This is a genomic window from Micromonospora sp. NBC_00421, from assembly GCF_036017915.1.
In the GTDB taxonomy this organism is placed as follows: Bacteria; Actinomycetota; Actinomycetes; order Mycobacteriales; family Micromonosporaceae; genus Micromonospora.
The window spans coordinates 3,371,319-3,384,998 of the sequence record NZ_CP107929.1; the positions used below are offsets into that span (position 1 = coordinate 3,371,319).

Annotated in this window: 11 protein-coding genes; all 11 read right to left on the minus strand. The window is 71.4% G+C overall.

The window, feature by feature from the left end; genetic code table 11:
* Positions 1-178: 178 nt before the first annotated feature.
* The 11 genes from OHQ87_RS13915 to OHQ87_RS13965 all read right to left on the minus strand — a co-directional run bounded on the left by OHQ87_RS13915 (position 179) and on the right by OHQ87_RS13965 (position 13,661).
* A complete protein-coding gene (locus tag OHQ87_RS13915; RefSeq protein ID WP_328348502.1) occupies positions 179-2,098 on the minus strand; it encodes a delta-60 repeat domain-containing protein in 1,920 nt (639 codons plus the stop codon).
* Between the two features lie 220 nt (positions 2,099-2,318).
* Positions 2,319-3,263: a glycosyltransferase gene (locus OHQ87_RS13920; RefSeq protein WP_328348503.1), complete on the minus strand. Its 945-nt coding sequence runs from the start codon at positions 3,261-3,263 to the stop codon at positions 2,319-2,321.
* 91 nt (positions 3,264-3,354) lie between these two features.
* Positions 3,355-4,185, minus strand: a complete 831-nt coding sequence (locus OHQ87_RS13925; protein WP_328348504.1) for a phosphatase PAP2 family protein — start codon at positions 4,183-4,185, stop codon at positions 3,355-3,357.
* A gap of 315 nt (positions 4,186-4,500) precedes the next feature.
* Positions 4,501-5,736: a hypothetical protein gene (locus tag OHQ87_RS13930; protein ID WP_328348505.1), complete on the minus strand. Its 1,236-nt coding sequence runs from the start codon at positions 5,734-5,736 to the stop codon at positions 4,501-4,503.
* 111 nt (positions 5,737-5,847) lie between these two features.
* The gene (locus OHQ87_RS13935) at positions 5,848-7,254 is read right to left on the minus strand and encodes a family 16 glycosylhydrolase (RefSeq protein ID WP_328348506.1); all 1,407 of its coding nucleotides are present in this window, start codon (positions 7,252-7,254) and stop codon (positions 5,848-5,850) included.
* 360 nt (positions 7,255-7,614) lie between these two features.
* Entirely contained in the window at positions 7,615-8,424 is an 810-nt protein-coding gene (locus OHQ87_RS13940; protein WP_328348507.1) for a shikimate dehydrogenase, read from the minus strand.
* The gene (gene mltG / locus OHQ87_RS13945) at positions 8,421-9,656 is read right to left on the minus strand and encodes an endolytic transglycosylase MltG (RefSeq protein WP_328348508.1); all 1,236 of its coding nucleotides are present in this window, start codon (positions 9,654-9,656) and stop codon (positions 8,421-8,423) included. The genes OHQ87_RS13940 and mltG overlap by 4 nt, the downstream gene beginning before the upstream one ends.
* A complete protein-coding gene (gene ruvX / locus OHQ87_RS13950) occupies positions 9,653-10,114 on the minus strand; it encodes a Holliday junction resolvase RuvX (protein WP_328348509.1) in 462 nt (153 codons plus the stop codon). Before ruvX ends, mltG begins: the two co-directional genes overlap by 4 nt.
* Positions 10,115-10,186: 72 nt before the next feature.
* The gene (gene alaS / locus OHQ87_RS13955; protein WP_328348510.1) at positions 10,187-12,865 is read right to left on the minus strand and encodes an alanine--tRNA ligase; all 2,679 of its coding nucleotides are present in this window, start codon (positions 12,863-12,865) and stop codon (positions 10,187-10,189) included.
* Positions 12,862-13,167 carry a hypothetical protein gene (locus tag OHQ87_RS13960; RefSeq protein WP_067312326.1) on the minus strand — a complete coding sequence of 102 codons (306 nt, stop codon included), beginning with the start codon at positions 13,165-13,167 and terminating at the stop codon, positions 12,862-12,864. The genes alaS and OHQ87_RS13960 overlap by 4 nt, the downstream gene beginning before the upstream one ends.
* Positions 13,168-13,199: 32 nt before the next feature.
* On the minus strand, positions 13,200-13,661 hold the full coding sequence (locus OHQ87_RS13965) for a DUF948 domain-containing protein (protein WP_328348511.1): 462 nt from the start codon (positions 13,659-13,661) through the stop codon (positions 13,200-13,202).
* Between the last annotated feature and the right edge of the window lie 19 nt (positions 13,662-13,680).

A 13,680-nucleotide genomic window follows, 5' to 3' on the forward strand; every position in this document is an offset into this window, starting at 1 on the left:
TGCGATGCGGGAGTGGGCGGGTCGGCGCGGGCCGGACGACGGCCCCGGTGCGAGCCGCTGATGGTCCCATTGTCGCCGACCGTTCACCTGCGGTCGACAGCCGACCGGTCCCCCTGTGACACGGGTGGTCCGCCGGTGCCTCTGGGGACACCGGCGGACCACCCGTACCGGATACGGATCAGGAGGTGGCGAAGAACAGCGTCCGGCTCGACCAGTTCACGCCGGCGCCGGCCGGCGCGATCTCGACCGAGGCGGCACCGTCGACGGCAGCCTCGTCGAACGGCACGGCCCGCAGCGAGCCGTTGCTGTTGCCGTAGACGATCTTGCCGTTGACCCAGGCCATCCCCCGCACGTTGCCCCAGTTCAGGCTCACGCTCGGCAGGGTGAACTCGGTGCAGCCCACGATGTAGCCGTCCGGCTCCAGGTAGCGGTAGAACAACTTGTTGGTGCCGGACTTGGTGTAGTACATCCGACCGTTGAGGTAGAACGCCCCACTCATCGTCGAAGGCTTGAACCAGTTGTTGTAGCCGCTGCTGATCCAGGGCGCACCCACCGAGCCGCCCGAGAGGATCGACACGTCCAGGTAGCTGCCGTTGGGCGCGGTCGCGTCGGTCTTCGACCAGTAGAGCTTGTTGCCGATCGTGAACGACGCCCCGGCCGAGGTGAGGTTCGGCTGGCTGCTGCTCACCGGCGTACCCAGCGTGCTGCCGTCGAACGGCACCTTGGTGGCCTGGCCGTCAGCGGTGCCGACGTACAGGAAGCCCGACGCCGCGGTCGGCGCGTTGGTCGCCGCAACGGTACGGCCACCGGCGAGCGGGAACAGCCCCAGCCGGCCGTGGTACTCGTTGCCCAGACCGTCGGAGTCGAAGCCGGCGTACAGGCCGGTGCTGCCCCGCCACAGCTCCCACATGATCGGACCCCAGGTGGTGGTGCCCGCCGGGGCGCCCGAACGGGTCGGGTTCCAGACCAGCGGCAGGCCGTTGATCGGGTCCAGCGCGCCCAGACCGAACCGGTTGATCGCCCCGGAGCCGGCCGAGTCGTTGCCGTTGGCGTTGCTCAGCCAGCGGAAGTGACCACCGACGTAGACCACGTTGTCGGCCACCTCGACGGAGGTGACCGAGTCGGTGCCGGTGTAGTTGACCCAGGTGGCGTCCAGGGCGGAGCCCCGGTCGGCGGTCTCGAACCGGGCGATGGCGTCGCAGTACGCCCCGTCGCCCCGGCCACCGTCGGCGATGATCACGAAGTACGTGCCGTCGTCGGAGAAGTCGACGTCCCGGGCGTAGAACGGGAACGAGTCGCTGTAGCAGGGCGCCACGTAGCGCTGGGTGCTCCAGGCGGCGACCGCCGGGGTGCCGTCCAGCTCGACGACCACCACCTGGTTGCGGGGCTGGCCGTTGACCTCGGTGAAGTTGCCCACCGCGACCAGGGTCTTGCCGTCGGGCGCGACGGCGAGACCCCAGACCAGCTCGCTGCTGGCCCGGGCGACGCTGGCGTCGATCTGGAAGGTCGGGTCGATCGCGCCGGTGGTCGCGTCGAGCCGGGCGAGCAGCGAGTGCTGGGTGCCGTTGACCCAGTGGAACGCGCCGGCGATGTAGAGCTTGTTGCCGACCACCACGGTCCGCCGGACCAGGCCGCCGTCGCTGCGGCCGACCCAGCCGGTGACCGTCGCGCCGGTGGCCGGGTCCAGCTCGACGAGGTTCTTGCGGCTGACCCCGTTCACGTTCATGAAGGAGCCACCGACGATGAGCTTGCCGTCGGGGCTCGCCGCGAGGGCGTGCACCGCGCCGTCCAGCGTCGGGGTGAAGTCGGCCTTCAGCGCGCCGCTGGCCCGGTCGTACGCGAACAGGTAGTTGCGGGTGGTCCAGCTCGCGGCACCGGCGGCCTTGATCGAGGTGAACGAGCCCCCGACGTAGACGGTGTTGCCGATCTCGGCGAACGCCTTGGTGTCACCGTTCTGCGCGTGCGGGATGTTGTCCGCCGGGTCCGCCGAGGTGAGGGTGCTGGTGACCGGCGTGAGGTTGGCCGCCCGGGCCGGGGCGGCCAACAGGCCGACCGTGAGCACCGGTACGGCGAGTGCGGCGAACCACCGCCGCCACACCGGTCGGAACGTTCTGTGAAGCACTGGCGCCCCCAAAGATGAAGTGAGATCATGCGTAGCTTGCTCTGCCCGGACATTTCCCACCATCAACCGACCGGTCCGCTCGACCACCGGCTCGGTCCGGTCCTGCCGTACGGGTCGTGTCCGGACGACCCGCGGCGGACGAGAATCACGCGTCGACCGGGGGAACCCGCCACCGGGCTACCGGTCCCGGTCGGCCTCATGCCTGCTCCGCCCACCGGAACGGCGGGACCGCCCCGGTGCTGAGCACCGTCCAGGATGCCGCCAGGGCCAGGTCGTCCGTGGTGACGGCGTCGGCCTCCCGGGCCAGCACCAGGCCCTGCCTGTCGAGTTCCCTGGCCATCTCGACCTGGTGGTCGTCGACGTGTTCGCCGTGCCGCGCCCGGCGCGGCACGTAGACGGCCCGCTGCCCGGCCCGCATCGCGGCCAGCGCGGAACCCACCCCGGCGTGGGTGACGATCACGTCGGCCTCCCGCATGGCCTGCTGCATCTCCCCGTGCGGCACCTGCCGGCGGGCCCCGGCCGGCATCCGCGGAATCACCGTCGACCCGACCTGCCAGAGCACCTCCGCCTCGGGGGGCACCACGTCGACAAGTCGTTGCAGCAGGCGCGGAAAGCCGAAGCGGTCCTGGGTGCCGAGGGTCACCACGACCCGGGAGACCGGGCGTGGGGCGGTGGGCGCGGGCAGGTAACCGTCGAAGATGGAGCCACCGTAGCGCCATCGGCCGTCCGCCCAACCCGGGTACTGGGTGTAGAGCCGGGTCCGGGGCACCCGGGCGACCAACCGACCGGTAAGCGACGGCCCCTCGGTCCGGGTGGCACTCTCGATGTAGCGGCAGTCCAGGCCGTGCCGGGCGGCGGGCAGGAAGAACGACATGGCGACACTGGCGCCGGTGCTGATCACCCGCCGGAACCGTCCGCCGCAGAGCACCCGGCGGGCGGCCAGCAGGTCGCGCAGCGCGCCCACCGGGTCCCGGGTGGCCGCCGGCGGCACGTGGATGACCTCGTGGCCGTCGAGCAGCGAGCGACTCTGCGGGGAGTCGAACGTCGCCCAGACGCAGTCGTCCTGCACCCCGAGCCGGGGCAGCAGGTCGTGCAGCTCGGCGAGGTGCCCACCGGTGGAGGCGACGAGGAGGGTGGTCACGTCGGTGGCCCAACTTCCTTTCGAGGAGCAGCGGGGGCCGGGTCCGGACCGGCGCGGGGACGGGTCGCGCCGACCGGACGGGGTTATGAGGTCAGGTGCCGGTCAGCACCCGGTCGTCGGGGGCGGCGACCGGGTCGGCCGGTGACCGGACCCGACCGTCGGCGACCATGACGGCGAGCACCATCACGCCGGTCAGCAGGGTGCCGAAGAACCAGCCGCCGAAGACGTCGGTGAGCCAGTGCTTCTCGGCGTAGACGCGGGTGTAACCCTCGACCGAGACCAGCACCGCCAGCGCGGTCACCAGGCCGATCAGCACCCGGCGCGGGATCCGCCAGGTCAGCGCGGCCAGCACCAGGATGGTGCCGAAGGTCATCAGCACCCGGGCGCAGCCGCCGGAGGGGTAGGTGCCCAGGTCGGTCGGCGGGTGACCACGGTCGACCACCTTCGCGAGGATCGCCTGGGTGTACTGCTCGACGACGAACTGCAGCGGCATCGCCACCAGCGGGATCCACACGCGGCGGCGACGCCAGGCGATGGCGAAGAAGATCGCGGCCAGCACGGTCACCCACTTGAGCGGGTAGCGGTCGCCGATCGCGGTGATGAAGGAGTTGACGTCCGCCCAGGTGTCGACCCGGCGGGCGTGCACGTAGTCGAAGACCGGTCGGTCGACGTGGGGTTCGAGCCGGGCGATCGCCTCGCCGAGCGGCCAGCAGACGGCGACGATCGCCGCCGAGCCGGCCAGCAGGACCACCACTGCCGCGCCGACCCGGCCGAACGCGGCGGTCAGCCCGGCGAGGGCGACCCGCACCCGTTGCGCCGTCCGACCGGTGTCGACGGCTGACGCCCACCGGGCCGCCAGCAGCGGAACGGTCACCAGGGGCACCAGCACGGACAGCACGGCGAGTGCGTAGACGAGGGTCACCGTCGGTCACCGCCGCCCGGTTCTTCGGTGACCAGGGCGCAGCCCACCCCGGGAGTGGTGACGCGTGACGATCCCATCGTGCTCCCTGATTGTGCCGGCCGGTCGGCCGGACCTCCCCACACCCGCGCGCCCCGGACGAGGTCCCCACACCGTCCCGGGCCGACCACGCCGTCGCCGGCCAGTGGTGATCGAGTGGGGTCACCCTAGTGGAACGTGAGGCGGGTTCGGTAGCGGCGGTGACGGCAGTGTGGCGTTTCGTCGTTTTTCCCGTCGCGAGTCCGACAGTTGTTCCCAGCCAGCGGGAGGAGTCGCCGGTCAGGGGCGGGGTGAGCCCAGCCGGTCGGCGAGCGTGTGCAACAGGGCGGGGTGCAGTTTCGCACTCCAGCCACCCCCACCGGCCGCGAGTTCCGCCGTACGCAACCACAGCTCGACGAGGTAGGCGTCGGCGACGAAGCGCCGCCGGGCCGGGTCCAGACCGAATGCCGCGCCGTGCCGGTCCAGCAGCTCGACCATGTCCGCGGTCGCGCCGGCCACGTCCCGGCCGCGCAGCGACAACGCGCACTGGAAGCCCTGGTGGGCCAGGTCGAACCCGAGCGGCCGGTGGGCACCGCTGTTCTCCCAGTCCCAGACGACCAGCCGGTCCCGGTGACGGCCGAGGTTCCACGGCACCCAGTCGCCGTGCCAGTGGCCGTACTCCACCTGCCGGTCGCCGTCGCGCGCGGCGAGGGCGGCCACCGCCGCGACCACCGGACCGCCGGCGGTGGCCGCCCGCGCGGTCAGCCCGGTCAGGAACGGCGAACCACGCAACGGTCGGGGTGCCGCCGCCGGGCCACCGCGCCGGGCCACCGCGAGCATCGCGGCCACCTCCGGACGCAACGGACGGCGCGGCCGGCGCACCCGGGCCGGCATCGGTTCGACGAGGGTCACCGCCAGGTCCCCCCAACCCACCTCCCGCAGCAGCCGGGGCACGTCCGGGAAGTCACCGCCGTCACGGGGCAGCTCCCGCAGCGCGGCGGCCTCCGCGCGGACCATCGCCCGGGTCGCCTCGTTCCACCCGATCTTCGCGTACGCCCGCGCGACGCCCCGGTCGTCGAAGAGCTGCAACGTCGGCTTGTGGTGCGGGTCGGGCGGGCGGATCCCGATCGCGGCGTGCAGCGTCCGGCCCATCAGCCGACCGAGGTGCCCGGCGAGCAGCAGCTCGGCCGGATCGGCGTCGGTCGGCACCGCCACGGTCAGCACCGGCATCCCGGCCAGCCCGGTCAGCCCGAGGCCGGCCAGCACGCCGACCGCCAGCCGGTTGGCCCGCACCCGGGGCGGTCGCAGCGCGTTGTAGGCCAGTGTCGATGCCGCGCCGATCCGGCGGGAGGCCAGCGGGAGCAGGAACCTGGCCCGCTCGACCGAGGGCACCACGGCGTACCGGACGGCCGGGCGGTGGGTGGCGGGCACCGGGTCGGTCGAGACGTCGAGCCGGAGCCGGGGGTCACCGAAGATGGCCCGGGTCACCCAGCCCAGGCCGTCCTGCCTGTTCCGTGGGTCCGTCGCCACCGTCATGCCCCCTGTCCCGCCCGACCGCCTTGCCCTGGCGGACACGATAGGGGCAGTGGACGAGCAGCCGCCCGGCGGGCCGGAGCCCACCGGGCGGCGTACGGTGCCGGGTCCGGCTCAGCGTTGCCAGACGCGTACGTAGTCGACCCGGAAGTCGGCCGGGAACCGGGTGGCCGCGTCGGGATCGCCCAACCAGCCGCCGACCTGGAAGTTCAGTCGCAGGTTGAACGGCTTGGTGAAGGCCTGGTCGAACCACGGGGTGGTGCTGCGGTCCCGTTGCCAGACCTGCCGGCCGTCGATGTACCAACGGATCACCCCGGGCTCCCACTCGGTGGTGTACGTGTGGAAGCCGTCGCCCGGGTGGCCGGCCGGGAAGTCCCAGCGCTGATCCTGCTTGACCGGCGTGTAGTCGTAGAAGATCGCCTGGGTGGCGGCCCCGTAGTAGGACCCGCCGCCGGGCAGCTCCACCACGTCGATCTCGCCCTTGCCACCGTCGTCCGGGCGCAGCCAGAACGCCGGCCAGAGGCCCTTGGAGTCGGCCGGCCCGTTGGGGGACTTCGCCCGCATCTCGAAGCGGCCGTACGTGAACGACGCCTTGCCGATGGTGTCCAGGTAGCTCTGGGTGTACTGCCGGGTCTGCGAGCTGCACACCGCGGTCTCCCGCTGGGCCCGCAGGGTCAGCACCCCGTCGGCGACGAAGGTGTTGTCCGGGTCGTCGACGTTGCAGCCCTTGTCGATGTCGCGGCCCTCGTTGTCGCGCAGGTTCCACCGCTTCAGGTCGACGGTGGGCCCGGTGAACTCGTCGGACCAGACCAGTCGCCAGCCGGGCACGTCCGTGCCGGGGCGGACAGTCGGCGTCGGGGTCGGCGCGGCCGTGGTCGGCGCGGGCGGACCGACCGTGCGGGTGGGCGACGGCGTCGGCGGCACCGTCCGGGTCGGCGACGGCGTCGGGGCGGCGGTGGTCGGCGGCGGCGCGGTGGTGACCGGCGGCCGGGTGGGCAGTCGTCCGCTGCGCTGGTAGGTCACCACCAGGTTGGGCCGGATCGTGGTCTTGGCGTTCTCCCGGGAGGCCCAGTAGATCCGGGTGTTCCAGCTCTCCTGGGTCAACGCCAGGGTGACCTGGCCGTTGCCCCTGACCGCACCGGAGACGTCCCACTCGTTGTAACCCTGGGTGACCCGGTCGACTGCCGCCAGCGCCGGGCCGAGGACGGGCCGCAGGTGCCACGCGCCCGTCCCGACGGCGGTGCCCTGGGCGCCGTGGGCCCGGACCCGGGAGGAGAACTGCTGCCAGGCGTACACCCGCAGTTTCGCCTTGACCTCGACGGCGTCGGCGGGCAGGCCGCGCACCTGAAACTCCAACACGGCGTCGCGCTGGCCGACCCGGTTGCCGTCGCAGAGCTGTGGGCAGCTGGCCAGGGTGGTCTTGGCGCCGTTGTCGCCGTCCTGCGGGACCTGGGTGACGGTCGTGTCCGCCACCGCGGAGAGCACGATCGGCGGCACCTCGGCCGCGACCAGCGGCATCATCGTGGCCACGATACCGCCGACCGCGGTGACACTCAGGACACTGAGGACGACGGCCCTGCGTCGACCACTGATGGCCGGAAGGGCGCGGTGGATTCCGTGCCTGCTCAAGGAACACTCCCCGGGTGGGCGACGATTACCGGCAGCAGCGTATCGACCACGAGTGGATGTGGCAGGCGTGAAAGCGACGCGACAACCCGACTTAACCAAAGAATAAGGGAACAGGTGTTGCTTTTCGACGGTCCGACAGGCGATTGCCGGCTTCCCGAGGTTACGCCTGATTGACCGGAAAGTCGGCGATGCGGTTCGCTGGTCGATGATGGGCCGCCACCGGTGGGCCGGCGGCGGGCGGCGGCCAGCGGGTCAGTGGCGGGCGTCGACGAGCGCCGCGCGCATCGCCTCGACAGGTGCCGTCACCCCGGTGAACTGGGTGAACTGGCCGACGGCCTGGGCCAGCAGCAGATCCAGCCCGGAGACCACCCGCAGACCGGCGGCCAGCGCCGAGGCGGCCAGCGGCGTCGGCCACGGGTCGTACAACGCGTCGAAGAGCACTGTGGACGGTCGCCACTCGACCCCGGCCGCCAACGGGTCGGCGACCCCCTTCGGCACGGTGGAGACGACCAGGTCGGCGCGGGTGTACGCGGCGGCGTCGGACCAGGCCACCGCGACCAGCTCCACCCCGACGGCGGCAGCCACCGGCCGCAACAGCGCCACCGCCGACGGGCGGCGGGCCACCACGGTCACCGTGGTCGCGCCGAGCTGGGCGGCGGCGGCCAGGGCGGCGCGGGCGGTACCCCCGGCACCGAGCACGGTGGCGGCGGCCCCGGGCCGCACCCCGGCCGAGGTCAGTACGGTCACCATGCCGGTGACGTCGGTGTTGTCGGCGTACCAGGACCCGTCGGGACGGCGTACCAGCGTGTTGGCCGCGCCGACGGCGGTGGCGACCGGCGACGCCCGGTCGGCCACCGCGAGCGCCGCCTCCTTGCCCGGCATGGTCACCGACAGCCCGGCCCACTCCGGGCCCAGGCCGGCGACCAGGGCCGGCAGCTCCTGCGCACCGCACTCGATCCGGGTGTACGACCAGCCGTCGAGCCCGGCGGCGGCGTAACCCGCGTTGTGGATCACCGGGGAGAGCGAGTGCGCGATCGGCCGGCCCAGCACCGCCGCCTTCACCGGCAGTTCTCTCCGCTCAGCACGCCGTTGGTGCACATCTGGCGTTGCAGACCACGGAAGTCGGCATCGGTGGTGCCGTAGCCCATGGTGCCCTTCTTGTCGACGGTCATGAAGTAGACCCAGGTGCCGTTGGGCGGGCTCATCGCCCCCTTGAGGGCGTCCTCGCCGGGGTTGCTGATCGGGGTGATGGTCAGCCCGTCCGCGCCGTGCGTTCGGTACGGGTTCTTCGGGTCGGTCAGCTCGGACTGCTTGAGGATGTCGGAATCCTTCGGATTCTTGCCCTGCAACCGCAGCCAGTAGTTGATCGCGCTGTCGATCTCCAGGCACTTGCAGTGGTAGCGGTCGGTGTAGACCCGGTTGTAGATCACCCGGGCCACCTTCGGCATGTCCACGTGGTTGACCGACTCCGCCTGCGCGATCGAGGCCGTGATCAGCGCCTCGTAGGGTGAGATGCCCCGCTCGGCCTCCACCGTCTCGACGAACTTCATCTCGCCGGTGACCTCGAGGAACTTGGTGACCATCAGCGACAGGATCTGCGGGGCGGTCGCCTTCGGCGGCAGTTCGTAGGTGGCCGGGTAGAGGAAGCCCTCCAGGCTCCGCGGCCCCTTCTTGCCGTCCTTGCGGTTGAACCAGAACTCCGGCACGCCCAGCTTGACCGGGTCCTTCGCCGCGGCCTTGAACTCGGCGACCGGAATCTTGGTCTCCTTGGCCAGCAGGTCGTAGATCGCCAGGGTGATCATGCCCTCCGGGATGGTGACCCCGTTGACCACTCGGCTCTTCGGGTCCAGCAGCAGGGTGAGCGCGTCGGAGGCGCGCATCTCCTTCTTGACCTTGTACCGGCCGACCTGGATGTTCTTGCTGCGCGCGTTGTCGTCGGCGGCCTCGACGAAGGCCTTGGTGCTCTTGACCACACCGGCGTCGTAGAGGGAGTTGCCGATGTCGGTTGCCGTGTCGCCGCTCTTGACGTCGACAAGCGCCTCACCGGTGCCGGGACCGTCGAAGTCCGGGGTGATGAAGTGGTTACGGATCCGGTCGAAGCCGTAGAAGGCGCCACCGCCGATGCCGCCCAGCAGCACCAGGGCCATGAACAAGGCGAAGATGGTCTTACCGGGCCCGCCGCCCGACTTGCCGCCACCGGACGTGCCGTTGCGCCGGTTGACGAAGCCGCGCCGGTGCCGGCCCTTCTCCCCCCTCTCCTGCTCGTCGAACCCGAGGTCCAGATCGTCGATCATTCCGTCCGCCTCCGCTGCGCTTCCAGCCAGCTCTGCAGGATCTCGACCGCGGCGGCCTGATCCACCACCGCGCGTTGGCGCTTTCCCCGGACGCCCCGCTCGGCAAGCCTACGAGACGCGACGACAGTTGACATCCTCTCGTCGGTGAGCGTCACCGGAACCGGCGCTATCACCTCGGTCAACCGGCTCACGTACGCCAACACGTGCTGGGCTGCCGGACCGTGTCGGCCGGCCAGATTGACCGGCAGACCGACGACCACCTCGACGGCCTCGTGCTCGGCGACCAGCTGCGCGAGCTGGGCGAGGTCGCCCGGCACCGCGTCCGGGCCGGTGGTCAGGTCCCGGGCCAGGGTGACCAGCGGGGTGGCCAGGATCCCGTGCGGATCGGACCGGGCCACCCCCACCCGGACCTGACCGACGTCGACGCCCAACCGCACCCCACGGGACGATTCACTCACTGTGGGTCACTCTCTCCGATGGCGAGCCAGGGCGGACCCGAGCGGGTCCGCCCTGGCTCGTGCGCTGCCCCGTCACGCCTCGGCGATCGCCTTCTCGACCGTGAGTAGCAGGTTCGGGGCCTCGGCGGCGGGCAGGCCACCACCCTGCGCCACGTCCGGACTGCCACCGCCACGGCCGGAGAAGGCCGCTTTGACCAGGTCGTTCGCGGCCAGGCCGCGCCCACGGGCCGCCGCGTTCACGGCCACCACCAGGGATGCCTTGCCGTTCGATCGGGCCGCCACCGCCACCACCGCAGGCCGTGCCGGGTCGATCTTGCCGCGGATCTCCTGGGCCAGGGTCCGTACGTCGTTGCCGGCCGCGCCCTCCGGCGCCTCGGTGCCGACGTACGCCACCCCACGAACGTCCTTCGCCTGCCCGGCCAGCGCCGCCGCACCACCCAGCACCAACTGGGCGCGGAGCTTCTCCAGCTCCTTCTCGGCGTCGCGCAGCTGGGTGACGGTCTGCTCCACCCGGTCGGCGACCTGCTCACCGGGCACCCGGAACAGCTCGGCGAGGCGGGACACCAGCAGGTGCTCGCGGGCCAGGAAGCCGAACGCGTCCATCCCGACCAGCGCCTCGATCCGGCGTACCCCGGAACCCACCGACGCCTCGGAGAGGATCTTCACCAGGCCGAGCTGGGCGGAGCGGGCCACGTGGGTGCCGCCGCACAGCTCCCGGGCGTAGTCGCCGACCTCGACGACCCGGACCCGCTCGCCGTACTTCTCGCCGAACAGCGCCATCGCGCCGATCCGCCGGGCCTCCTCCTGGGAGGTGATGAAGGCGTTGACCTCGAGGTCCGCCAACAGCACCTCGTTGACCTGCTGCTCCACGTCGTGCAACACGCTCGGCGACACCCCGGTCGGGGTGTTGAAGTCGAACCGCAGCCGGCCCGGGGCATTCAGCGAACCCGCCTGGGTCGCCGACTCGCCGAGGAAGTTGCGCATGGTCTGGTGCACCAGGTGGGTGGCGGTGTGCGACCGGGAGATCGCCCGCCGTCGGGTCACGTCGATCTCCGCGTAGCCGGTCTCCCCGGCCCGCACCTCACCCCGGACCACCCGCGCCCGGTGCACGATCAGACCCGGCACCGGCTGCTGCACGTCGAAGACCTCGACCTGCCCGGCGCCGACGGTGATCAGACCCTGGTCGGGCTGCTGGCCACCGCCCTCGGCATAGAACGGGGTGGTGTCGAGCACCAGCTCGACCGTCTCCCCCTCGACTGCCGCGCCGACCGTCGCACCGCCGCTGAGCAGCGCCCGGACCCGGGACTCCCGGTGCAGCTCGGTGTAGCCGGTGAACTCCACCGCGCCACCGTCGTCACGCACCGACCGGTACGCCGACACGTCGGTGTGCCCGGTCTTGCGCGCCTGCGCGTCGGCCTTGGCCCGGTTGCGCTGGTCGGCCATCAGCCGGCGGAAACCCTCCGCGTCGACCTGCAACCCCTGCTCGGCGGCGATCTCCAGGGTCAGGTCGATCGGGAAACCGTAGGTGTCGTGCAGTTGGAACGCCTGCTCGCCCGAGAGCGCCGGCTTCCCCGCCGACCGGGTCTGCGCGATCGCCGTGTCCAGGATCGTCGTCCCCGCCCGCAGCGTCGACAGGAACGCGTCCTCCTCGGCATACGCGTACTGCGAGATCCGGTCGAACTCCTGCGCCAACTCCGGGTACGACGGGGACATGCAGTCCCGGGCCACCGGCAGCAGCTCCGGCAACGCCCGCTCCTGCCAACCCAGCAGACGCACCGCCCGGATCGCCCGCCGCATGATCCGACGCAGCACGTAGCCGCGCCCCTCGTTCGACGGGGTCACCCCGTCCCCGATCAGCATCAACGCGGTCCGCACGTGGTCGGCGACCACCCGCAGCCGTACGTCGTCCGGGTGCGACTCGCTCGCCACGTGCCCGGAGTGCGCGCCGTACCGCTTGCCGGTCAGCTCCGCCGCCCGGTCCAGGATCGGCCGCACCTCGTCGATCTCGTAGAGGTTGTCGACGCCCTGCAGGATCGAGGCCATCCGCTCCAGGCCCATGCCGGTGTCGATGTTCTTCGCCGGCAGCTCGTCGACGATCCGGAACTCTTCCTTGCTCCGGACGTCGGCGATCTCGTACTGCATGAAGACGAGGTTCCAGAACTCCATGTACCGGTCCTCGTCGACCTCCGGGCCGCCCTCGCGCCCGTACTCCGGGCCGCGGTCGTAGAACAGCTCGGAGCAGGGACCGGCCGGGCCGGGGATCCCCATCGACCAGTAGTTGTCCTTCTTGCCCCGGCGGACGATCCGCTCCATCGGCACCCCCACCGACCGCCAGATCTCGAACGCCTCGTCGTCGTCGAGGTAGACAGTCGGCCAGACCCGCTCCGGGTCCAGCCCGTAGCCGCCCTCGGCGACCGGCTTGGTGACCAGCTCCCAGGCCAGCGGGATCGCCCCGGACTTGAAGTAGTCACCGAAGGAGAAGTTGCCGTTCATCTGGAAGAACGTGCCGTGCCGGCTGGTCTTGCCGACCTCGTCGATGTCCGGCGTACGGATGCACTTCTGCACGCTCACCGCCCGCCGGTACGCCGGCGTCTGCTGCCCCAGGAAGTACGGGACGAACTGCACCATGCCGGCGTTGACGAACAACAGGTTCGGATCGCTGATGGCGGGCAGCGGAGCGGACGGCACCACGGTGTGCCCGTTCGCCTCGAAGTGGGCGAGGTACCGCCGCTTGATCTCCGCCGTCTTCATCGCTGGGGTTCCTCCGGAAAGATCTCTCGGTCACCGATGCGCGGGTCCTCCCGCAGCTCGGCGAACTGGTCGTCGAACGCCTCACCCCGGGCGAACGCCTCGTGGATCTCCTGCTCGCGCTCGGCCATCCCGATCCGTACGTCCTCCACGAAGCTACGCAGCGACTCGACCAGACCGCCAGCGGATTCGGACAGCCCGCTGGCGATCCCGGCCGGGGTGTACGCCTGCGCGGTCCGGGTGGCCTTGCGGACCACCACCACACCCACGGCCAGCCCGATGCCGAGCCAGAAAAGTCGCCTCATGTCTCAATTCCTCCTGTGCGGCGCCGACGGGGTCAGCGGTTGCCACGCCGGGCGGCGCGCCGTTGCTGCTTGATGGTGTCGCGCACCTCACGCTCGGTTTCCGCGGTACGCCGCGCCGAGGCGGCCCGACGGACGCCGTACCCGAAGGCGGCGACCTTGACCAGCGGGTTCGCCGCGGCGGCCGAGACGACGGTGGCCAGGTTCGCCACGTTGGCGGTGACGTTCTGGGCGTGCCCGGTCATCGTGTCGACCTTCGCGAGCTGGAGGTTCACCCCGTCCAGCGAGGTCTGCACCTGCTCCAGGGCGACGTTGACGTTCTTCACCGTGGTGTTCACGTCCCCCAGCAGCGGGGCGGTCTGCTCGTTGAGGTCGTTGATCATCCGGGTCGTCGCGTCCACGGTGTGCCGCAGCCGCAGGATCGGTACCGCCAGCACGAGCACCAGCATCAGGAACGCGCCGGCCGCGATCAGCGCAGCGATCTGTCCACCATCCACGCATGTCCTCCTCAAGCAG